The organism is Streptobacillus canis (assembly GCF_009733925.1).
GTDB classification, from domain to species: Bacteria; Fusobacteriota; Fusobacteriia; order Fusobacteriales; family Leptotrichiaceae; genus Streptobacillus; species Streptobacillus canis.
In genome coordinates, this window is record NZ_WOEI01000001.1 from 111,423 (window position 1) to 132,440 (window position 21,018).

Below are 21,018 nucleotides of genomic sequence, written 5' to 3' on the forward strand. Positions count from 1 at the left end.
CAAACTATAAATAGTCAACATCTGGATTAAAAATATAAACCATATCTTTTCTTTCAACGATGATTTTTATTTTCTCTCTAATGTCTTTATTATTTAATATTTTTTCAAATAATCTTTTGGCTGGGTTTATTGCTATTGGATTACCAACCATTTCAAACATTCCATAATCTCCTGTTGTATCTCCGTATGCATATGATTTACTTAGATCTATATCATATTTTTCAGCAAAGTCATTTATTGCTTTAATTTTACTTTTACTATCCCACATTGGAATATTCTTTCCACTATATCTATTATTTTCATCTAAAAGATATTCAGTGGCAATAAAATCAGTAGCGTTAAGCTTTGTTGCCATTTTGTCAACTAAGAAAGATGGAGATCCTGAAATAATAATAACGAGGTGTCCATTATCTAAATGTTCTTTAATTTTATTTCTTGAATAAGTATATATTTTTTCAGCTCTATTTTCTATAACTCTTTGTGCGACATAGTTGATATCTTTTTCATCTATATTTTTAATACAATCAACATAAATATCAACAAGTTCTTCAAGATAATCATCATAACTTCCTTTTCTTTCTTCCCACATTTTAAATTTATATTTAATATCACCAACAAAACTTGCTTCATCGATGAATTCAAATTTAATTAACATTTTAAAATGTTCAATAAGCAAGGAATTTCTAAAGATAGTACCATCTACATCAAAAAATGCAGCAATTTTCTTCATAAATATCACCCTTAATTATTTTTTAAAAGTATAACACAAGATTTAGTTAAAAGCAAATTTTATATTAAATCTTAAATTGAAAAAAAAGCATTTTTATAGTATAATTTAGCTATGAGGTGATTAGTTTGAAAATAAGAGTTCATGAAGATATGAATATAGATGAAGTAGTTGAAAAATACCCTATAGTAGCACATATTTTAATGCGTTATGGATTAGGATGTTCAGGGTGTGTAATTTCAACTGCAGAGACTATAGGTGAGGGTATTGAATTACATGGTTTAGATGCAGATATAATATTAGAAGAAATAAATATGATCTTAGAAATGGAAGAAGAAGAAAACAATAAGGAAAATAGAGGATAATTATGATAACTACTGGTGAAGTAATTACTAAATATTTAAAAGATAAAAATATAAATCAGTTATTTCTAGCTAAAAATATTGATGTAACACCGCAATATGTTAATGGAATAATTAATAATAAAAGAACAGCTTCGAAAAATATTTTAGATAAGATTATACGTTTTTTAAAGATTTCAAAAACTGATGTTGATTTAATTATGAAGTATGAAATTTTTAGAAAAACGGGTGTAATAAAAAAAGATTCTATTCCTATCAAAATTCAGGCACAATACACTGATTTTGGATATGAAATTAATCTTGAAGAAGGTATAGTGGTTCTTGAAGATTTTGATGAGAAATACAAAGACACATATTTAGTAAAAGTATTAACAAATAAATTAAGATATTTTTCTAAAGATGAATATATATACATAAAAAAAGTTGATTTCGAATATAAAGATTATTTGAATAAATATTGTTTAATGGAAATAGATGAAGAAATTGATTTTTGTAAAATAGAAATTATAGATGAAAAAATATTGTTAACTTATTTAAATAAAGAAAAATCAAAAAAAATATTAAGACATAATAAAAGAATAAATATTATCGGGACTATTATTGGGAAATATAGTCCGTGGAGGGATGACTATGAGTAGAAAATACTTTGGAACAGATGGAATAAGAGGAGAAGCTAATAAAGATTTAAGTATAGATTTAGTTACAAATTTAGGATTAGCTTTAGGATATTATTTAAGAAAAGATAAACAACCAAATGAAAAAACAAAAATAATTTTAGGGACTGATACTAGAATCTCTGGATATATGATAAGATCAGCTTTATCAGCTGGATTAACTGCCATGGGAGTAAATGTAGATTTTGTTGGAGTATTACCTACACCTGGAGTAAGTTTTTTAACTAGAACATTAAATGCTGATGCTGGTATAATGATTTCAGCATCTCATAATCCTATTAAAGATAATGGAATTAAAATATTTTCTAATTCTGGATTTAAATTAAATGATGAAGATGAATTAGAAATTGAAGCATTAATGGATAATAGAGAAGAATTGATGAAACATTTAGTACATGGAGAAAAATTAGGTAGATTTATATTTGTTGAAGATTATTTAAGAATGTATAGAAAATTCTTACAAACAACTGTAAAAACTAACTTTAACGGATATAAAGTAGTAATAGATACAGCCAATGGTGCAGCATATAGAGTTGCGGCAAAAGTGTTACAAAATTTAGGTGCAGAAGTACAAGTTATAAATAATATACCTACAGGTAAAAATATAAATGTTGAATGTGGTTCAACACATCCTGAAAAATTATGTGAAGCAGTTAAATTATTCAATGCAAATATAGGAATAGCATATGATGGGGATGCAGATAGACTAATAGTTGTTGATGAAGAAGGAGAAATACTAGATGGAGATATTATTGTTTCAATACTAGCCTTAAATTTACAAAAGAAAGAAATGTTAAATTCAAATAAAGTAGTAATGACTGTATTATCAAATATGGGAGTAGAAAAATATCTTGAAGAACATGGAATTAGAATGATAAGAGCAAACGTTGGAGATAGATATGTTCTTGAAAAAATGAGAGAATTAGCTCTTAATTTAGGTGGAGAACAATCTGGACATGTTGTAATGCTTGACCATAATACTACAGGGGATGGAGTATTAAGTAGTATACAATTAATGCAAGCATTTATTGAATCTGGTAAAAAATTAAGTGAGTTAAGAAAAGAAATAACTTTATGGCCACAGGATATGATTAATGTACCAGTAGCTAAAGAAAAGAAAAAAGATTGGGATAAAAATACTAACTTAGTAAACTTTATTATAGAAAAAGAAGAAGAAATATTAGGAGAAGGTAGAGTACTGGTTAGACCGTCTGGTACAGAGAATTTAATAAGAGTAATGGTTGAAGCAAAAACAAAAGAAACTATGGAAAGAGTATTAAATGATATAGTTAAGAAAGTTAAGGAAGAATTACAATGAGACATAAAAAATTTGCAGAAATATATGATGAATTTATGAATTTTGTTGACTATAATTCATGGTTTAAATTCTTAAAATCTTTTTCAAAAAAGAAAAAAATGAAAGTGTTAGATTTAGGATGTGGAACAGGAACTATGGCTAATTTTTTTGCAAAGGATGGGCATGATGTTGTTGCTGTTGATATATCTGAAGACATGATAGAAATTGCAAATACTAAATTTAATAATGTAAATATTGATTTTAAAGTTGGAGATATTACAAAAGAATCTTTTGGAAATGATTTTGATCTAATTATGTGTAATTTTGATACTGTAAATTATTTTCATGATTTAAAATCCCTTCAATCTTTTTTAGAGATTGTAAAAAATAGTTTGAAAGATGATGGTATTTTCATTTTTGATATAGTTGAAGAAGGCATATTTGATGAAATGTTTGAAAATGATTTATTTATAGATGAGACAGATAAGTATTTATGTATTATGAGACATGAAAAAATAAAAAAATTTAAACATATAGTTGAAATGACAATATTTGTTAAAGAAGAAAATGATTTATATAGAAAGTACTCAGAAACTCATAATAAAATGATTTTTGATACTGATTTAGTATTAGAAAATTTAAAAAATGAAGGTTTTAAATTATTTGATACTGCAAGAAATTCTGAATATGGTGAATCAAGATTATTTTTAGTATGTAAAAAGTAGGGATATATATGAAAAACATTGAAGAAATGAAAGATTATGAATTTAGTGAGTTATTATCTAAAACTAAATTTAATGTAAGTGTTGAAGAAGAAAAAGCAAATAATAGGTCTGTGGATGAAGATGGAGATGAAGTAAGAGAGGAATATGTTGATCCTAAAATTGCTCCTGCAAAATCTAAATTAAGTAGATATTTATCTTTTGCAACAGGTTTTGTTTATACAATTTTAGCTCCAATAATCCTACTTTTAACTATATATTTTGTTACACAAAAAAAATTTGGATTTGAGAAAAATGACTTAGTAATTATAGGTTTAATACTCCTTGGAATATTGACTGGATATTGGACTCTATATAATGATATAAAGAAAATAACAGCTAAAAAGGAGAAAAATAATGGAAGTAAAGATAAAAAAAATAAATGAAAATGCAGTAATACCAACTTATGGGACAGAATTTTCAGCAGGTGCAGATTTATATGCATGTATAGATGAAAATCTATTAATTAAAGCAGGAGAAACTGTGATGGTAAAAACTGGTTTATCACTTGAAATACCAGAAGGATTAGTTGGATTAGTATATGCTCGTAGTGGATTAGCATTAAAAAAAGGTATAGCTCCTTCAAATAAAGTTGGTGTAATAGATAGTGATTATAGAGGAGAAATAATGGTTGCATTACATAATCACAGTAAAGAGGATTATGTTGTTGAAAAATTTGAAAGAATTGCACAACTTGTAATTGCACCATATATAAAAGCTAATTTTGTATTAACTGAAATTTTAAATGAAACTGAAAGAAATCAAGGTGGATTTGGAAGTACAGGGAAAAAATAAATAAACTATACTTAGGTATAGTTTTTTGTCTATGTAAGGAGTAATAATTGTGGAAAAATATACTGTTAATGTTGCAGGGCTTAAAATTGAGCAAATAAAAGGATTACAATCATTAACATTAGATTCTATGTTAATTTCAGATTATGTAAAGATAAATAGAAAAACAAAAAATATATTAGAAATTGGATCTGGGTTTGGTATTATTTCTATGTTATTAAGTAAAAAAACAATAGCAGATATAATTGGTGTTGAAATAAATTCTGAAGCCTGTGATTTATCAAATTTAAACATTATAACTAATAATATTCAAAATGTAAGATTTATCAATAATGATATTTTAAATTATAGAAATTTTTTAAAAGAACAAAGTTTTGATATTATTGTTTCAAATCCACCGTACTTTACACATAAAGATGAAAATCAATTAAAAGAGAAGTTAGAATTAAGAAGTGCAAGAGTTGAAGATAGTTTAAGTATAAAAGATATTTTAGAAATGTCTATTTATCTTTTGAAAAATAATGCCAGTTTATTTTTAATATTTAGAACAGAAAGATTAGCAGAAATAATTGGATATTTAAATGGCACATGTCTTGTAATTAAAAAAGTTAAGCCAGTTTATACAAAGGTTAATGATGATGCATCATTGATTTGTATGGTTGAAATAGTTAAAGGTGCTAAAAGTGGTTTTGTTTTAGAAAAGCCAATTTATATTTATAGAAATGATGGTGAAAGAAGTGAATATATTGAAGGATTATATAGATAAATTTCCTAAACATATAGGCATTATTATGGATGGAAATGGTAGATGGGCTCAAAAAAGAAATTTAATTAGAACTGAAGGTCATAAAGTAGGAGCAGAAAAATTAGAAGAAGTAATTGAGCATGTTGCAAACTTAGGAATTAAGTATCTTACAGTATATGCATTTTCTACTGAAAATTGGAAAAGACCAAAACTAGAAGTAACAACTATAATGAAACTTTTTAATAAGTACCTTAAAATAAATGAAGAGAAGTTTATGAAGGAAAAAATTAGAGTATGTATAAGTGGAAGTAGAGATAATTTATCAAGTACTCTAATAAAACAAATTGATTATATTCAAGAATTAACAAAAAATAATGATAAACTTGTTTTAAATATTGCTTTTAATTATGGAGGTAGACTTGAAATTGTTGACTCTGTGAAAAAAATTATAAATCAAAATTTAGAAATAAATGAAGAGAATATTTCAAAAAATTTATATCATAGTTTTATACCAGATGTAGATTTAATTATTAGAACAGGTAATGACTATAGAATTAGTAATTTTTTACTTTGGCAAATGGCTTATTCAGAAATATATGTTAGTGAGTTATTATGGCCAGATTTTACTGAAGAAGAGTTGCATAATGCAATATTTTCATATATAAAAAGAGATAGAAGATTTGGAGGGATAAAATGTTAAGTAGACTACTAGTAATAATATTAGCAGTACCATTATTAATATATATTTTTTTATCAGGCGAAATATCATTTTTAGCATTTAATGTTGTTGTAATTGCAATAGCTTTACATGAATTTTACACAATATTAAAGAATAAAGGTAATATAGTTTATTATAAAACAGGTATTTTGTTAGGTATGTTTTTACCTATATTTATTTATTATAGAGAAGATATAAGTTTTTTCTTTAGATATATGAAAATATTAAATAAAGAAAATATAAGTTTTGATGTTGGAGGATATATTGTATTTTCTACTTTATTAATTGCAATAATTCAAATATTATCGTCTAAAATAAAGAATTCAACTAATGAGTTAATGTTAACACTTTTTGGGATTATATATATTCCTTTATTTAGTTCATATATGGTATCGATAAGAGAAGGGTTAGAAAGCGGAAGAATAATTTTACTTTATTCATTCTTTAGTATTTGGGCTGCAGACATTTTTGCTTACATTGTTGGAATGCTTATAGGTGGTAAAATATTCAAAAAGAAATTATCAGAAAAAATAAGTCCTAAAAAGTCAATTGAAGGATTTATTGGTGGAATTTTAGGAGTATTCTTTGTTGGTTTATTTTTTGAACATATTTATAACTTTTTAGTAAATATTCTATCTTATTTAAAAATATTAACTTATGTTGAAAAGATAGATTCTGTATTAATCTCAGAAAATATTGTAAAATTATTTATTTTATCAATATTAATAGCAATATTTTCAGTACTTGGAGATTTATTTGAATCTAAATTTAAAAGAGAATTTGGAGTAAAAGATAGTGGTACAATTTTAATGGGGCATGGAGGTTTTTTAGACAGATTTGACAGTGCTTTATTTGTTTTACCTATAGTTTATTATTTTGTTAAATACTTTATTTAGGAGTAAATAATGAGTGGAAATTTTATTGTAGAGGTATTTTTTAATGAAGATATAAATTTAGAAAATATTAGGTATAAAGAAATAGATGAATTTATACATGAAAAATGTAATATAGTAAAAAGAGATTATATTTTTGATGAAAATGTTACAATAGAACATTTTAATCCATTTAAATTAGCATCATATATTAAATATGAAGTTATATCTTTTGATAAGTTTATTAAAGCAGAACTAGAATCTTTTGACGAGATTAAGTTTACAAAATTTAGATCAAATGTGAGCAATCAAGAAACAGATAATATAAATATTTCTATAGATCAATTAAATGAAATAATTGAAAAAATAGATGAAATGTATTTTATTAGAAAAAATTTAAATAAATATACAAAACATATTGATAATTCTAAGAAAAATGATTTTTTAAAAGAATTAAAATTACTTTCAAGTTTAAAGTATGATTTAAAAAGAGCAACGTTTTCACTTAGAATAATTGATATAAAAAAAGAGATGTATAATATTGAAAAAATAATTAAAGAATATGTTTCTTTACTTGGATTAAATGTTGAACTAAATATTAATCATAATGATATTAAAATTGATAAAACAATGTTTGCTAAAATAAAAGAGCCTTTAATTGATGTATTACATAATTCAATATTAACTTTTTCTGAAGGAAAAAATAGAAATATTGATGAAGATAAAAGATTTATCTTAGAGCTTAACTTAAAACAAGAAAAATACAATTTGATTATTGAGATTGTAGAAAAAGGATGTAAAATTGATATAAATTCAATATATAATAATGCTTTAAAAGCAAATATCTTAAATGGACATGATAGATATACTGAAAAAGAAATATTAGCAACTGTTTTTAATAAAAACTATGTTAATGCATTAGAAGAATTAGATGATAAAGAAAAAATTATGAATTTTATTAAATTTAATAATACAGTAGAAGAATTAAATGGGAACATTTCTTTAGGTTATAAAGAGGATATTATAAGTTATGTAATAAACATACCATTTAAAATATTATTTATTTATGGTTTAGTTTTTGGTGAACATAATAAAACATATGTAATTAATACAGAATATGTCGTTGATTCTTTTGATTTTAATAAAGAAAATATTAGCAATATAAATGGTTATAACTATTATATGTATAAAAATAATAATATTGAATATATTAAATTACCGATTGAGAATGAAGATGTAGATCGTTTAGGACTTTTAGTTAAAACAAATAATAAGTATACAGTAATTGATGTAAATAAAAAACACTATTTTGAAGATATTTTCTTCAATAAAAATGAGAAATCAAAAATTTATATGGGAGAAGTACTTTTAAAATCAGTTAAAAAAGCAAAAATTTTAAATATAGAAAGTATAATAGAAATGTTGAAAGGTTAATATGGATATTAAGTTTATAAAGAGTAGTTTAGAGAAAATAAATGAAATAGAAAAAATCTTATTACAAATACAGACTCCAAGAGAAGAAGAATTTGTATATCTTACTAAAATAATTAATGAAGTTGAAAATAATATATATTTTATAGGAAATACAGAAGATATAGATATTGTTTCAACACTAAAAAAAATATTTGCATATATTGAAAGATATCCTTATCAATTTTTTATTTTCAAATATATTATATTTGAAACTTTATTAAATTTTGAGGCATTATACAACCTTTATTATGCTGGAGATCACAATAGGATTAGAGAAACTAAGGAAAAATTACAGTTAAATATTGAGAATTTAAGGAACGAATTTGAAAGTATAAATAAGAATAAAGATTATTATTATATAAACTTCACATTAGATAAAAAAGTTCCATATTTTTATCTTTCGAGACGTAATATATTAGCAAGATTAAGAGAATTTGGTAAAGCTTATAATTATATCCCAACATCTCTTGATGATGATAGATATTCATATTTTATTTTGGATTTTAAAATTGAAAAAGATATTGATGTTTTAGCAATGCTTGAAAATATTAAAAATGATGATGAAGGTATAGTTGACTTTAAATTAAATAAAATTGATAATGATAAAAATATATATAATATTAAGATATATATTGAGAGTTTACAAGATGACACTATATCAAAGATTTCAAATATTTTTGAAGAAAATGTTTTATTAGATATTATACCATATGAAAATATGTTAGATATTTATGTTTATGGAAAAAATCAACTTGAGATACTTGACAAAATTACTAATATTGATAATTCAGAAATATTTTTAGTTTTATCTAAAAATATTAATAACAGAGAAACTAAAGGAATTGCAATTAATGGAGTTAATAAAGAAAATGTTGATAAAATAAGGAAAGTAATTTCTGTAACATTATTGGATAAAAAAATTGTCGATATATTATATCATGAACCAATTGATTTTGTAGGTAAACAATTTTTAGAATATTTGAAAGAAAAATATAATATAGAAAACGGATTATACACAGTTTAGAAGCGTTTTCAAAATTGTATTTTAATAGTAACTATGATATAATAATAAAAAAAAAGAGGTAAATAATGAGAAATAATAATAGAAAAAATAATGAATTAAGGGAGATAAAAATAACAAAAGGATATATAACTTATCCTGAAGGTTCTGTTTTAATAGAGTTTGGAAATACTAAAGTTATTTGTAATGTAACTGTTGAAGAGAAAGTACCTCCTTTTCTAAAAAATTTAGGACAAGGTTGGGTTACAGCTGAATATTCTATGTTGCCAAGAGCAACAAATACAAGAAATAAAAGGGAATCAAGCGCTGGGAAATTAAGTGGTAGAACAATGGAGATACAAAGATTGATTGGAAGATCATTAAGGGCAGCGATAGATTTAAAAAAATTAGGTGAAAGAACTATAATGGTTGATTGTGATGTAATTCAAGCTGATGGTGGTACAAGAACAGCATCAATTACAGGAGGGTATTTAGCAATGGAAATTGCAATCAACAAACTAATATCACATGGTTTATTATCTGAAAACCCAATTAAAGCAAAAGTTGCAGCTATAAGTGTTGGTAAAGTTTCTAATGAGTTATTACTTGATTTAGAGTATTCAGAAGATTCACAAGCTGAAGTTGACATGAATATTGTAATGAATAGTAAGGGTGAATTTATTGAAATTCAAGGTACTGGAGAAGATGCAACATTTACAAAACAAGAGCTAGATAAGTTTTTAGAACTTGCAAGTTTAGGATTTGAAAAATTATTTAAATTATAGGAGAAAAATGGAAAAAATTGATATTCTAGATTTATCTCTAGATGAATTAGAAAAAATATTTTTAGAAATGGGGTTAAAGAAATTTAATGCCTTACAAGTATATCAATGGTTACATAAAAAATTGGTTTTTGATTTTGATGAATTTTCAAATATTTCAAAAGAAACAAGAGAACTTTTAAAAGAAAAATTTGAAATTGGGACTTTAAAGTATGTTACACATCAAGTATCAAAAGATAAAGAAACTGTTAAATTTTTATTCTCTTTACCGGGAAAAAGATTAATAGAATCTGTTTTATTAAAGTATAAAAATAGATATAGTATTTGTGTTTCATCTCAGGTAGGCTGTCCTTTAAAATGTGATTTCTGTGCTACAGGGATGATGAAATTTGAAAAAAACTTAAAAGCATCAGAAATATTAATGCAATTTTATTACTTACAAAATTTTTTGAAAGAGAAAAATGATAAAATTTCTAATGTTGTTTATATGGGGATGGGTGAGCCATTCTTAAATTATGATGCTGTAAATAAATCTATTAACATGTTAAATTCTAAAGAAGGACAAGATTTTTCAAAAAGAAATTTTACTGTATCGACTTCTGGATTAATAAAAGAAATTGAAAAATTCACAGAAGATCAAAAACAAGTTGGATTAGCAATTTCATTACATAGTGTAAATGATACAAAAAGAAGTGAATTAATGCCTATTAATAAAATTAATCCATTAGAAAAGTTAAAAGAGGCATTAATAAATTATCAAGATAAAACTAAGAATAGAATAACTTTTGAATATATATTAATAGATGATTTCAATTGTGAAAAAGAAGATGGTGTAGCTCTTGTTAAATTTATGAAGTCATTTAATCATTTAGTAAATTTAATACCGTATAATAAGGTTGTTGGTAAACCTTATAAGACACCTAGTATTCAAAAACAAAAAGATTTTTATAATTATTTACTTTCACACAAATTAAATGTTACTCTAAGAGAAACTAAGGGTGATGATATTCAAGCTGCATGTGGACAGCTTAAAGTAAAGAAAGAGGAGATTAAAGATGAAGAAACTAATTAAGTATCTTTCAATTTTTATTGCGAGTCTATTTATTATAGGTTTTTTAGGTATTTCGTATGTAGTTTATGAAGTTAATAAAAGTTATCCACCAGAATTAATTGAAAATTATAAACCATTAATACCGTCAACTATTTATGATATTAATGGTAATCAAATAGATTTAATTACTATTGAGAGAAGAGATCCAATTAGTATAAATGAAATACCAAAAATGGTTCAAGATGCTTTTATTTCAGTTGAAGATAAAAGATTTAGAAGTCATAATGGTTTAGATTATATAAGATTGACTAAAGCATTAATTCTAAATGTAACTGGAACTGGGCGTGAAGGTGGTTCAACTATTACACAACAATTAATAAAAACTATTTTCCTTACACCAGATAGATCATTAAAAAGAAAAATAGTTGAAGCAGTTCTTGCAACAAGAATGGAAAGAAAATATACTAAGGATGAAATACTAGAATTATATTTAAATACTATAAATTTTGGTAGAAGTTCTTACGGTATTAAAAATGCAGCAAAAAATTATTTTGGTAAATTACCTGCAGATTTAACTGTAGCTGAAGCAGCAATTTTAGCTTCAATACCTAAATCACCAGCTAAATATTCAAAATTAGAACATGCATTAGAAAGACAAAAAGTTGTTTTAAACTTAATGTATAAAAATGGTGTTATAACTGAAGAAGAGTATGAAAAAGCTAAAGAAGAAAAAATTACTTTTGTTGATTTAGATAATAAGAATTTATCTGATGATGAAAAAATTTCTAAATCTAACATTTCACCAGAATTCACTACAACTGTAATTAATGAAGTAAAGAAAATATTAAATATTGAAACAGAAGAAGATGAAAAATTATTATTTAATGGATATAAAATTTATGCAACTGTTGATATAAACATGCAGAAAGCTGCATATAAAGCTTTTGCAAGTAATAGTAACTTAAGAAACAGAAAAGACTTAGAAGCAGCACTTATTTCTATAGATCCTTCAAATGGATTTGTTAAAGCAATGGTTGGAGGTAAAAAATATCAAAAAGGTGATTTTAATAGAGCTTTAAATGCTAAAAGACAACCAGGATCATCATTTAAACCGTTTGTATATTTAGCTTCATTTTTAGATAATTATACTATGGCAACAACACTTGAAGATTCTCCTAGTAGCTTTGGTAAATGGTCTCCAAGAAACTATGATGGTAAATTTAGAAATAATTTAACTACACTTAAAGCATTAGAAATTTCTGATAACGTTGTTGCAGTTAAATCATTAGATTTAGTAGGAGTTAAGAAGTTAAATGAACTATGGGAAAGTTTTGGATTCTCTAAAGAAGATATACCACAAGATTTAACTTCAGCATTAGGATCTATAACTTTATCTCCTATTGATATGGCTAAAGCGTATGCAATAATTGCTAATGGAGGTAGTAAAGTAGAACTACAATTCATATACAAAATTGAAAATAGATTTGGAGACGTTGTATATGAAGCTGATACGACAAAAGAAAAAGTGTTAGAACCTGAATATGCAGCTTTAATTACTCATATGATGGAGTCAGTAGTTAAATATGGAGGAAGTAAAGGTGCCCAAGTTTATGCTAAAGGTAAAACAGTTCCTGTAGCTGGTAAAACAGGAACAACAAGTGATTATGTTTCTGCATGGTTTACTGGATATACACCTACTTTAGTTACTGTAGTTTATGTTGGAAATGATGATAATAAATCAATGGGACGTGGAATGAGTGGAGCTAGTGCAGCTTTACCAATTTGGAAAAATTATATGCAAGCAGTAGTAAACTTAGGAAACTTTGATATAGGTAGATTTGAATTTATTAAAGATGGAATTGCAGAAGAAAGATTAGTTAAGAGAGTAATTGATTTAAGAAGTGGATTACTTGACAGTGATGGAGTAAACTCAAGGGAAGCCTTATTTATTTCAGGAACAGAACCTGTAGAATTAGAAAATATAGTATATGAAGAATTTTAGAGGGTTAGAGAGAACGGGGAAAATTAATTTAGAATAATTCTTCCCTATTTCTTCCCTTTTTTTTCGAAAAATTAGCACCTAGTTTTTTAACCAGGTGCTTTTTATATTTCATTTAACAAATCTAATATCTCGTCTTTTTTGTCGTCGTAAAAATGAGAATATGTTTTTAAAGTTATGCCAGGGTTAGCGTGTCCTAACCTCTTTGATATATCAGTAATAGGTATACTTTTCTTAACTAATAGACTTGCGTGTGAGTGTCTAAAACCGTGCAATGTAATAGGTTTAAGTTCGAACCTTTTTATCATTCTTAAAAGAATTCTATTATAAATAACTCTAGTAGCAAATAAATATTCTTTTTTAATGATATGAATAGAGTCTAAATATTCTTTTAAATAATTAATAACTTTATCAGGAACGCTAACAGTTCTGAAGCTGCTTTTAGTTTTAGGTGAGTTGTCATTGTCTCTAGAAATTCTAGTTTTGCTTATTTTTATTTTTTTATTTTCTAGATCTATATCGTCTATTTTTAAACCGCATATTTCACTAGGACGAGCACCAGTATAAAATAATAAATTGAAATATGCTAAAGTTCTTTTTTTACTAGCCGTTAAACCTTCTTTTAAATGATTAACAAATTTCTCAAATTCTTCAACGGACCAAACGTGTAATTCGGTAATTTCTTCATCTTGTAATTTTTCTTTTATTTTAAAATTTAGCTTGAAATTAATGATGTTTTTGTTGCTATAATTATAATGTATCTCAGCATAAGAAAGCATTAAAGAAATGAAAATTTTTGCCCTTTTAGCTATATGAGGTGTATTCAAAAAACTTTCTACAAATTTTACACAATGTTTTCTTTCAAGTTCATTCAGTCTTAGTTCAGCTAACGGACCATTTTTAATTAACTTTAGCCTACTCAGATAGCCGTTATAAGTACTAACTTTTACAAAAGGTTTTTTATATTCTACAAATTCCTCAGCTAAGTTTTTTAATAAAATATCAGCTTTCCCTTCTTTTTTTATAGTAAAATTATTTATATATTCCTGGGCTTCTTTTTTAGTTTTAAAGCCGGCAGTCTTTTTTCTAACTCTTTTACCATAATAATCATCGTATGAGAAATCAGCTTGCCAGGTTCCATTTTTTTGTTTAGTTATAGCCATATTTATTCCTTTCTAGTATTGCCAAATGCCACGTTTAATGCTATAATACTACAAAAGGCAATACTTATTGTATTGTTTTTATAAAGTTTGATATCTAATAGCACCTTTAACTTTGGCGAGTGGGGTGCTTTTTATTTTCTTTTCGATTTTAAATAGTTAATATAGTCTATTATTTCATCTTTTTCGTTATTCAATAGTTCATTACTATTTCTAATATATTTCTCTAATTCCCCTGTTTCAATAGGTTCATTTTCTTTAATGAAAAAGGTAGCAAATGTAGCAGTTAGTAATCCGATAGTACCTATTCCCGTAAGCATTAATATGGCGGCAACTATTCTACCTGGTATTGTAGATGGAGAAACGTCGCCATATCCGACCGTGGTCGCAGTCACAAATGCCCACCAAAGAGAATCGGCAAAAGTATTTACTGTAGTTCCTTTTTCTAAAAGATAAATTCCTAACGCCCCTATGGTAATTAAAAATATAGATACATATAATGAATATATTAAATTATTAGTGTACAGGAATTTATGAATCTTGTATCTAATTTTGCTATAAAAACTAAAAATTTTAATCATTTTAGACGCTTTCAATAATTTAGTAACCTTTAAAATTCTAAATATTTTAAATAACCTAAATACCTTGAATAAAGAATTAAACGGTATAATAGCAATTAAATCTAATTTATTGTTTCTTATAAATTCTTTTTTGTTATCTGAATAATGTAACCTAATTGCATATTCAAGTATAAAGTATATTTATATGAAATTATCAAGATAGAGTAGATTAGAGTTATCTAAATTAATATATTCCAATATATCCAATAAGTTTATAAATATGGTCATTAGAGCTAGTAAGAAACTAACTTTTTCGTAATGTTTTATGGTTGTATTTTTCATTGTTTCATCCTATATATTAATTTATTTTCCTAACTTATTTTTTAAATACATTTCACTCAATATATTTTCTAAAAGATTCATATCTTCTTCTGAAACTTTATCATTAAAAGCTAGAGCGCCTTTTTTATTATTGGTAAGTTCAATTCTTTCTTCTGGACTTAATTCTTTAATATAGAATTTTATCATCTTGCCTTTATGCTCAACTAAATAGAATTCTTCATCAGATACATCATCTATTGAGCAGTAATTTATTTTAGAGTCATCGATAAAAGCTTGCTCAAAAAAATATGCTGGAGAAACATTTAAATACTTAGATAGTTTTTCTATCTTATCCATAGGAATGTTTATTTCGTCCTTTTCATATCTTTGTAAATTCGACTTACTTATATTCATTAGATTAGCTAATTTTTCCAACGTATAATTCATTTCAAGTCTTCTATTTCTAATTCTTTCACCTCTTGTCATATCATTCACCTCAATATGATTATATCAAAAAAGTTGCATACCAGTCAAATTTTTTTTATCGTGTGGTTAAAAAAAATATATTTTTTTCTTGACAAGGGAAATTTTCTATGATATATTAGTTGCATGTAAAGGGAAAAAGGAGGTGAAAATTTATGATAAATAAAAATAAACTCAAAGCTATAATAATGGAAAATGGACTTTCTATACCGCAAGTAGCTAAAATTTTAAATATATCTAAGGCGACCTTTTACGCTCGTTTGAATAGTGATGGATTTAACACTAAAGATATAGATACCATGATAAAATTATTCAAAATAAACGATAAAGAAAGGTTTGTTGAAATTTTTTTTACCAATTTTGTTGCATAAGAAGGGAAAAGGAGTAAGAATGGAACTAACGTTAAATGAAAAAAGAGAAAATATAACAAGCTTAGAATTGTTAGAAAAAATAAATCAGTTTAGAGAAGAAGTGGAAGGTAAAAATGAATTACAGCATAAGGATTTGTTGAAAGTAATTAGAGATGAATTTGAAGAAGAAATAGGTGAGGGAAAATTTTCGCCGACCTACTACAAAGATAGTTGGAATAGGGAACAACCAATGTTTATTCTTACATTCAACCAAGCTAAACAGGTCTTAGTTAGAGAAAATAAAAAAGTTAGGAAGATGGTTATAGAGTATATTGAGAAATTAGAAAATGCACTAAAAAATCAATTTTCATTGCCTGGGACATACAAGGAAGCGTTATTGCAATTAATTAAACAAGAAGAGGAAAAGGAAGAGTTACTTTTAATAAATAAGAACTTAGAAGGCGAAATAGAAATAAAAAATCAATTGATAGGTGAATTAGAACCTGCTAAAGATTATTTAGATTGTATCTTAGCAAGCGAGGACACTATGAAAATTACACAAATAGCAGGCGATTATGGTCTATCAGCACAAGCTTTAAATAAAATATTATCGGAAGAAGGAATAATTAGGAAAGTAAACGGTCAATGGATTTTATATATCAAACACATGAATAAAGGATATACAAAATCAAATACATTTAAAGTAAGAGAAGATAAAACTGTGATAGAAACAGTTTGGACACAAAAGGGTAGATTAATGATACATGAGATACTGAAAAGTTTAGGTTATAAGGCTAATATGGATAAAGAGGTAGGTTAAAAATGACACAAGTGATGGAATTTATGTTTATGATGGATACAATAATAACAACCTACCTGATTATCACAGAATTAAAAATAGCTAATAGGAAATATAAGAAATCTTTATTTTCTTTGTTTTTAATCCTAAGTCTAAAAATAATTCTTTGGGGATATTATTTTTATCAAGTTCATTAAATACAAAGTGGAAATATACGTTGTTCCCAGGGTTGATAACAGTTGGACTCATAGGTGAGAAAAATAGTTTGTACTCTTTGGTAGAATAGTTTTTTTTAATAGTGTCGATAAAAAATTTTTTATTATTAGGTTGGTAGAAAAAATCATCATTATTTAAAGAGGTAGCTTTAATATTATTGAATTTATATTCTGTAAAATGTAGTGGTTTACTTGATAAATTAAGTAATTTGAAAGTGATTATTAACGTCTTATCGCAATAAATTGCTTTTAAATCTTTTATTTCTAAACCACGTAAATCTAAATAAATATCTTTACCATTTTTTATAAATAATAAAAAAGTAAGTAAGGTGTTTAAGACTAAAATGTTTTTGGATGTAAGAAAATCAATGATATTGTTAATTAAATTCATAAGTATGCTCCTTTAAATGTTTTTATTTAATATATTATACCTTAAAAATAAAGAAAATAAAAAGGAAATAGATAAGGAAGTGAGTTAAATGCTTAAAACATGTTTAGAAATAAAGTGGAAATCCGTTGGAAATAAAGAATATATGTTAGACGACTTAATAGACAAGGTATTCATAATGGAACACAACCAATGCAGCGAGAGTAAGGCGATAACACTTATTAGAGAAATTAATAAGAGTTGTGGAAAGAAATACAAGAAAGACTATACAGTCTTCGGAAGAGGTCGTACCTCACTTAAATGGTACTGGGAATATTTCGGATTAAGTGGAGAATTTATTTAAGAAAGGAGGAACAATTTATGAAAAAAATAGGAAACGCATTAGAAATTATAGGTTTCTTAATGTTTTTTTGCACTGGAGGACTAGGAGATAATGAGATGGATAATTGGTTCTTTCTATTTATAATAGGTTGGATAATCTTATCATTTGGGATAATGACTTTAGGTAGCTACTGGGAAGAAGTGTTGGAAAGAATATGGAAATAGATAATGCTTTTAAAAACGCGTTAGAAGTAATGCTAGATGTATATGGATACAGTGAAATATATTTATGCATTTTATTTGACATAAAGTCAAATACTAAAAAGCACCTTGGAATAAACAGGACTTATTAAATGAAGGATATTCATGTTTAAGTACTGGAAATGTGTCCAGAGTATATGATAGTTATACAAAAGATATTGTATTTAAAGTTAATTATGAAAAATTTTCAAACAGCAATAAAATTAAACCTTTAGATATTTTTATGAATCTTGAGGATTTTAGTATAGAACATATCGGAAAAACTTTATATTACTATGGTAATGATGAAGTGGCTATAGCAGGACATGGAGCAATATTAAGTTTGAAAGAAGAATTTAAAGATTTAGTTGATTTAAGATATATATCTTTATATATGAATTACAATTCTACTTTTAGAAAAGATGTAGAATTGTTAGTCACTGGAACAAATACATTGAGAATTAAAGTGGATGATATTTTAGGATTAAAGTTATTACTTCCAACTATAGAAATGCAAAAAATGATTGTTGAAAAATACGAAAAAGGTAAAAGAGAAATCGACACTTTAAATAATAAAATAAACCTCTTCGACAAGATATATGAGTTTTATAGAGGAGAATTATTTAGTTTTGAAAGGGATGACAATGGAGTTTAAAGAACATAATAACAGAAAGGAAGCCAAAAAGGTAGCAGAATATATCACTGGGCAAAATCTAAGATTATATATGGCCGATAAAGTTAAGAAATATTTAGGTGATGAACCTTTGATAATTTTTGACGGAGCTATTGGCTCGGGCCAATTAGAACAATATATTAATCTGTCAATGCTTTATGGGATAGATATTCAAGAAAAATCAGTTATAGCAGCTAAAGAAAATTATAAGAATTCAGATATAGAAATCGGTAGTTTCTTTAATTACAACAAAGACATATTAGTTGACGCCGTAGTTATGAACTCACCATTCTCATTGAAATTTAAAGAATTATCTATTGAAGAACAAGAGAATATAACTAAAGAATTTCCTTGGAAGAAGTCAGGAGTAGTTGATGATATATTTGTTTTAAAATCTTTAAAATATACTAAAAGATATGGATTTTATATTTTGTTTCCTGGGGTATCTTATAGGAATAGTGAAGCTAAGTTTAGAGAGATAATAGGAAATAACTTACAAGAATTAAACATGATAGAAAATGCATTTGATGATACAACCATACCAGTTATATTTGTAGTTATAGATAGAGAAAAGAAAACTCCAGAAGTACATAAGGAAGTATATGATTGTAAGCAGTCAAAAGTGTTAATAGAAATTGTAGAAAATTTAGAAACGCATTTAAAATGGGCTTGTGCTGTTGTTCCTAGGGAAGTAGAAGTAATAGATATAGATAAAGTAAATAGAGAGGCACACGAGCATTTTTTAAAACACGTGAGAAATTCTTTAGAAATAGACTTATTAATGATAGAAAACTTTCAATCTAATATCAATTTTTCAAAGCTTTTAAAGGATCTAAAAGAAATAATAAAAAATGCTGAAAGGAGATATGAAAATCTAAAAAATGAAAATAAAATCAAAATTAGTAAACAATACAGTTTGTTTGAATAAAAAAAGAGCATAGCTGGCAACTATACTCTAAAAGTTTATACTTAATCAAATTATATACTTAGTTTAAATAATAATCAAGAGGAAAAATGAAAACATTAAAATTAAAGAATAAAGAAGGTAAGTTAGTAACTATAGAAATGGATAGTATAACAGATTTTGTTCCATTTATAAAAAAAGGATTTATAGTATGGAATATGACTATATTTTATGATAATAAATCTGATTTTTTCTACGGATATAGTAATGAAAATTTAAAAGATATATTTATAGAATTAGTTAAAAAATTTAAAAAAGAAAGCGAGAGATAATATGGCAGTAAGTTTATTAGTGGGTCAAATACATGAAATATTAGAAAATAAAAAAACTGAAATACTTGATTACAGCGTTGAAGAAGACTGGCTTGAATTAAGGAAAAAGGGAGTTGGAGGAAGTGATATAGGAGCGATATTAGGAGTGAATAAATATAGATCCTTAGTAGATGTCTATTTAGATAAAGTTGAAGGTAAAAAAGTAGAAGATAACTCTTCAATGGAATGGGGACGTCAATTAGAGCCTGTTATACGTTCATATTTTGAAGAAAAGAACAAGGGGGTATATGATGTATACCTTGCACCATTTTCATTAAAATTTGAGCATCTACGTGCTAATTTGGACGGCATAATCTATAACAAACAAACTAAAAAATTTGGAGTGTTAGAAATTAAAACTGCAAATATTTTCACAGCAAAAGAGTGGAAAGATGGTAAGGTTCCAACGAGTTATTATGCTCAAGTAATGCATTATATGGCAGTTACTGGTTTTGAGTATGCTGTTATAGCTGTTTTAATTGGAGGTAACGACTATAAAGAATTCTACATTGAAAGAAATGTAGGGGAGATAGAAATGATTAAACTGGCTGCTAAAGATTTCTGGGAAACATATATAATTCCTAAAAGACTACCAGCACCAGATGGAAGTGATGCATATAGTGAATATCAAAAAGAATTGCTAAGTAAGTATGAAACTTTTGAAAATAGAATTGAAATAGATGAAGAACAAGAAGACAAAATCAAACATTTAGAAATATTAAAAGGAAGCATTAAGGATTTAGAAAAAAAAGTGAAGTCTATTGAACAAGATTTAATGAATGAAATAATAGAAAATGAAACCAATTTAATGGTAGGAGATAATTTTAAAGTTAAGTTAGTAACACAAAATAGAACTAAAATAGACCCTAAATTTAAAAAAGATTATCAAGAAATGATAACACAGTATAAAGAAATAGAAGATAAATATAAAGTTCCATATCAAGTGAACTTTTTAAAAATAGAAAGAATAGGAGAATAAA

Annotated in this window: 27 protein-coding genes; 22 read left to right on the forward strand and 5 right to left on the reverse strand. The window is 25.6% G+C overall.

The annotated features are described in order from the left end of the window. Window positions 1-4: 4 nt before the first annotated feature. Complete coding sequence (locus GM111_RS00605) at window positions 5-730, reverse strand: HAD family hydrolase (RefSeq protein WP_156298956.1); 726 nt, start codon at window positions 728-730, stop codon at window positions 5-7. A gap of 125 nt (window positions 731-855) precedes the next feature. Here GM111_RS00605 and GM111_RS00610 point away from each other — a divergent pair, with 125 nt between their 5' ends. The 14 genes from GM111_RS00610 (at window position 856) to GM111_RS00675 (ending at window position 13,256) form a co-directional block, all read left to right on the forward strand. Next, complete coding sequence (locus GM111_RS00610; protein WP_231479740.1) at window positions 856-1,092, forward strand: DUF1858 domain-containing protein; 237 nt, start codon at window positions 856-858, stop codon at window positions 1,090-1,092. A gap of 2 nt (window positions 1,093-1,094) precedes the next feature. After that, entirely contained in the window at window positions 1,095-1,727 is a 633-nt protein-coding gene (locus GM111_RS00615; protein ID WP_156298957.1) for a helix-turn-helix domain-containing protein, read from the forward strand. Then, window positions 1,720-3,081: a phosphoglucosamine mutase gene (glmM, locus tag GM111_RS00620; protein WP_156298958.1), complete on the forward strand. Its 1,362-nt coding sequence runs from the start codon at window positions 1,720-1,722 to the stop codon at window positions 3,079-3,081. Before GM111_RS00615 ends, glmM begins: the two co-directional genes overlap by 8 nt. Beyond that, the gene (locus GM111_RS00625; protein WP_156298959.1) at window positions 3,078-3,785 is read left to right on the forward strand and encodes a class I SAM-dependent DNA methyltransferase; all 708 of its coding nucleotides are present in this window, start codon (window positions 3,078-3,080) and stop codon (window positions 3,783-3,785) included. The genes glmM and GM111_RS00625 overlap by 4 nt, the downstream gene beginning before the upstream one ends. An 8-nt stretch (window positions 3,786-3,793) precedes the next feature. Beyond that, the gene (locus GM111_RS00630; RefSeq protein ID WP_156298960.1) at window positions 3,794-4,207 is read left to right on the forward strand and encodes a hypothetical protein; all 414 of its coding nucleotides are present in this window, start codon (window positions 3,794-3,796) and stop codon (window positions 4,205-4,207) included. After that, on the forward strand, window positions 4,179-4,616 hold the full coding sequence (gene dut / locus GM111_RS00635; RefSeq protein WP_156298961.1) for a dUTP diphosphatase: 438 nt from the start codon (window positions 4,179-4,181) through the stop codon (window positions 4,614-4,616). The genes GM111_RS00630 and dut overlap by 29 nt, the downstream gene beginning before the upstream one ends. Before the next feature lie 49 nt (window positions 4,617-4,665). Continuing rightward, on the forward strand, window positions 4,666-5,379 hold the full coding sequence (locus tag GM111_RS00640) for a tRNA1(Val) (adenine(37)-N6)-methyltransferase (protein ID WP_156298962.1): 714 nt from the start codon (window positions 4,666-4,668) through the stop codon (window positions 5,377-5,379). Then, entirely contained in the window at window positions 5,339-6,058 is a 720-nt protein-coding gene (uppS, locus tag GM111_RS00645; protein ID WP_156298963.1) for a polyprenyl diphosphate synthase, read from the forward strand. The genes GM111_RS00640 and uppS overlap by 41 nt, the downstream gene beginning before the upstream one ends. Then, window positions 6,052-6,972 (forward strand): phosphatidate cytidylyltransferase, encoded by a 921-nt coding sequence (locus GM111_RS00650; RefSeq protein WP_156298964.1) that lies wholly within the window; start codon window positions 6,052-6,054, stop codon window positions 6,970-6,972. The genes uppS and GM111_RS00650 overlap by 7 nt, the downstream gene beginning before the upstream one ends. Before the next feature lie 9 nt (window positions 6,973-6,981). Next, on the forward strand, window positions 6,982-8,382 hold the full coding sequence (locus tag GM111_RS00655) for an ATP-binding protein (protein WP_156298965.1): 1,401 nt from the start codon (window positions 6,982-6,984) through the stop codon (window positions 8,380-8,382). Window position 8,383: 1 nt separating this feature from the next. After that, window positions 8,384-9,445: a PALP domain-containing protein gene (locus GM111_RS00660; protein ID WP_156298966.1), complete on the forward strand. Its 1,062-nt coding sequence runs from the start codon at window positions 8,384-8,386 to the stop codon at window positions 9,443-9,445. A 65-nt stretch (window positions 9,446-9,510) separates the two neighbouring features. Beyond that, window positions 9,511-10,206: a ribonuclease PH gene (gene rph, locus GM111_RS00665; protein WP_156298967.1), complete on the forward strand. Its 696-nt coding sequence runs from the start codon at window positions 9,511-9,513 to the stop codon at window positions 10,204-10,206. A gap of 7 nt (window positions 10,207-10,213) precedes the next feature. Continuing rightward, window positions 10,214-11,275, forward strand: coding sequence for a 23S rRNA (adenine(2503)-C(2))-methyltransferase RlmN (gene rlmN, locus GM111_RS00670; RefSeq protein WP_156298968.1), 1,062 nt, complete (start codon window positions 10,214-10,216; stop codon window positions 11,273-11,275). Further along, on the forward strand, window positions 11,259-13,256 hold the full coding sequence (locus tag GM111_RS00675; protein WP_156298969.1) for a transglycosylase domain-containing protein: 1,998 nt from the start codon (window positions 11,259-11,261) through the stop codon (window positions 13,254-13,256). The genes rlmN and GM111_RS00675 overlap by 17 nt, the downstream gene beginning before the upstream one ends. A gap of 101 nt (window positions 13,257-13,357) precedes the next feature. Here the strand turns inward: GM111_RS00675 and GM111_RS00680 are convergent, their stop codons facing one another. The 3 genes from GM111_RS00680 to GM111_RS00690 all read right to left on the reverse strand — a co-directional run bounded on the left by GM111_RS00680 (window position 13,358) and on the right by GM111_RS00690 (window position 15,780). After that, window positions 13,358-14,416 carry a site-specific integrase gene (locus GM111_RS00680; protein ID WP_156298970.1) on the reverse strand — a complete coding sequence of 353 codons (1,059 nt, stop codon included), beginning with the start codon at window positions 14,414-14,416 and terminating at the stop codon, window positions 13,358-13,360. Between the two features lie 131 nt (window positions 14,417-14,547). After that, window positions 14,548-15,174, reverse strand: coding sequence for a potassium channel family protein (locus GM111_RS00685; protein WP_156298971.1), 627 nt, complete (start codon window positions 15,172-15,174; stop codon window positions 14,548-14,550). Window positions 15,175-15,336: 162 nt separating this feature from the next. Continuing rightward, complete coding sequence (locus GM111_RS00690) at window positions 15,337-15,780, reverse strand: helix-turn-helix domain-containing protein (RefSeq protein ID WP_156298972.1); 444 nt, start codon at window positions 15,778-15,780, stop codon at window positions 15,337-15,339. 152 nt (window positions 15,781-15,932) lie between these two features. Here GM111_RS00690 and GM111_RS00695 point away from each other — a divergent pair, with 152 nt between their 5' ends. Both GM111_RS00695 and GM111_RS00700 read left to right on the forward strand, forming a co-directional pair. Beyond that, entirely contained in the window at window positions 15,933-16,148 is a 216-nt protein-coding gene (locus tag GM111_RS00695; protein WP_156298973.1) for a helix-turn-helix domain-containing protein, read from the forward strand. Between the two features lie 19 nt (window positions 16,149-16,167). Further along, window positions 16,168-16,947, forward strand: coding sequence for a phage antirepressor KilAC domain-containing protein (locus tag GM111_RS00700; protein WP_156298974.1), 780 nt, complete (start codon window positions 16,168-16,170; stop codon window positions 16,945-16,947). A gap of 81 nt (window positions 16,948-17,028) precedes the next feature. Here the strand turns inward: GM111_RS00700 and GM111_RS00705 are convergent, their stop codons facing one another. After that, complete coding sequence (locus tag GM111_RS00705) at window positions 17,029-17,532, reverse strand: hypothetical protein (protein WP_156298975.1); 504 nt, start codon at window positions 17,530-17,532, stop codon at window positions 17,029-17,031. 88 nt (window positions 17,533-17,620) lie between these two features. Between GM111_RS00705 and GM111_RS00710 the strand changes: the two genes are divergently transcribed. The 6 genes from GM111_RS00710 to GM111_RS00735 all read left to right on the forward strand — a co-directional run bounded on the left by GM111_RS00710 (window position 17,621) and on the right by GM111_RS00735 (window position 21,017). Further along, window positions 17,621-17,872, forward strand: a complete 252-nt coding sequence (locus GM111_RS00710; protein ID WP_156298976.1) for a hypothetical protein — start codon at window positions 17,621-17,623, stop codon at window positions 17,870-17,872. A gap of 17 nt (window positions 17,873-17,889) precedes the next feature. Further along, complete coding sequence (locus GM111_RS00715) at window positions 17,890-18,075, forward strand: hypothetical protein (protein WP_156298977.1); 186 nt, start codon at window positions 17,890-17,892, stop codon at window positions 18,073-18,075. 160 nt (window positions 18,076-18,235) lie between these two features. After that, a complete protein-coding gene (locus GM111_RS00720) occupies window positions 18,236-18,745 on the forward strand; it encodes a restriction endonuclease subunit S domain-containing protein (protein WP_156298978.1) in 510 nt (169 codons plus the stop codon). After that, window positions 18,729-19,691, forward strand: coding sequence for an N-6 DNA methylase (locus GM111_RS00725; protein WP_231479742.1), 963 nt, complete (start codon window positions 18,729-18,731; stop codon window positions 19,689-19,691). The genes GM111_RS00720 and GM111_RS00725 overlap by 17 nt, the downstream gene beginning before the upstream one ends. An 86-nt stretch (window positions 19,692-19,777) precedes the next feature. Next, window positions 19,778-19,999, forward strand: coding sequence for a hypothetical protein (locus GM111_RS00730; RefSeq protein ID WP_156298979.1), 222 nt, complete (start codon window positions 19,778-19,780; stop codon window positions 19,997-19,999). 1 nt (window position 20,000) lies between these two features. Beyond that, window positions 20,001-21,017, forward strand: coding sequence for a YqaJ viral recombinase family nuclease (locus tag GM111_RS00735; protein ID WP_156298980.1), 1,017 nt, complete (start codon window positions 20,001-20,003; stop codon window positions 21,015-21,017). Window position 21,018: the final 1 nt, after the last annotated feature.

Bases quoted from the DNA above. Each gene is read 5' to 3' on its own strand.
- GM111_RS00605 (WP_156298956.1), bottom strand. From the start codon at position 730: ATGAAGAAAATTGCTGCATTTTTTGATGTAGATGGTACTATCTTTAGA.
- GM111_RS00615 (WP_156298957.1), top strand. From the start codon at position 1,095: ATGATAACTACTGGTGAAGTAATTACTAAATATTTAAAAGATAAAAAT.
- glmM (WP_156298958.1), top strand. From the start codon at position 1,720: ATGAGTAGAAAATACTTTGGAACAGATGGAATAAGAGGAGAAGCTAAT.
- GM111_RS00625 (WP_156298959.1), top strand. From the start codon at position 3,078: ATGAGACATAAAAAATTTGCAGAAATATATGATGAATTTATGAATTTT.
- GM111_RS00630 (WP_156298960.1), top strand. From the start codon at position 3,794: ATGAAAAACATTGAAGAAATGAAAGATTATGAATTTAGTGAGTTATTA.
- dut (WP_156298961.1), top strand. From the start codon at position 4,179: ATGGAAGTAAAGATAAAAAAAATAAATGAAAATGCAGTAATACCAACT.
- uppS (WP_156298963.1), top strand. From the start codon at position 5,339: ATGGTGAAAGAAGTGAATATATTGAAGGATTATATAGATAAATTTCCT.
- GM111_RS00650 (WP_156298964.1), top strand. From the start codon at position 6,052: ATGTTAAGTAGACTACTAGTAATAATATTAGCAGTACCATTATTAATA.
- GM111_RS00655 (WP_156298965.1), top strand. From the start codon at position 6,982: ATGAGTGGAAATTTTATTGTAGAGGTATTTTTTAATGAAGATATAAAT.
- GM111_RS00660 (WP_156298966.1), top strand. From the start codon at position 8,384: ATGGATATTAAGTTTATAAAGAGTAGTTTAGAGAAAATAAATGAAATA.
- rph (WP_156298967.1), top strand. From the start codon at position 9,511: ATGAGAAATAATAATAGAAAAAATAATGAATTAAGGGAGATAAAAATA.
- rlmN (WP_156298968.1), top strand. From the start codon at position 10,214: ATGGAAAAAATTGATATTCTAGATTTATCTCTAGATGAATTAGAAAAA.
- GM111_RS00675 (WP_156298969.1), top strand. From the start codon at position 11,259: ATGAAGAAACTAATTAAGTATCTTTCAATTTTTATTGCGAGTCTATTT.
- GM111_RS00680 (WP_156298970.1), bottom strand. From the start codon at position 14,416: ATGGCTATAACTAAACAAAAAAATGGAACCTGGCAAGCTGATTTCTCA.
- GM111_RS00690 (WP_156298972.1), bottom strand. From the start codon at position 15,780: ATGACAAGAGGTGAAAGAATTAGAAATAGAAGACTTGAAATGAATTAT.
- GM111_RS00695 (WP_156298973.1), top strand. From the start codon at position 15,933: ATGATAAATAAAAATAAACTCAAAGCTATAATAATGGAAAATGGACTT.
- GM111_RS00700 (WP_156298974.1), top strand. From the start codon at position 16,168: ATGGAACTAACGTTAAATGAAAAAAGAGAAAATATAACAAGCTTAGAA.
- GM111_RS00705 (WP_156298975.1), bottom strand. From the start codon at position 17,532: ATGAATTTAATTAACAATATCATTGATTTTCTTACATCCAAAAACATT.
- GM111_RS00710 (WP_156298976.1), top strand. From the start codon at position 17,621: ATGCTTAAAACATGTTTAGAAATAAAGTGGAAATCCGTTGGAAATAAA.
- GM111_RS00715 (WP_156298977.1), top strand. From the start codon at position 17,890: ATGAAAAAAATAGGAAACGCATTAGAAATTATAGGTTTCTTAATGTTT.
- GM111_RS00725 (WP_231479742.1), top strand. From the start codon at position 18,729: ATGACAATGGAGTTTAAAGAACATAATAACAGAAAGGAAGCCAAAAAG.
- GM111_RS00730 (WP_156298979.1), top strand. From the start codon at position 19,778: ATGAAAACATTAAAATTAAAGAATAAAGAAGGTAAGTTAGTAACTATA.
- GM111_RS00735 (WP_156298980.1), top strand. From the start codon at position 20,001: ATGGCAGTAAGTTTATTAGTGGGTCAAATACATGAAATATTAGAAAAT.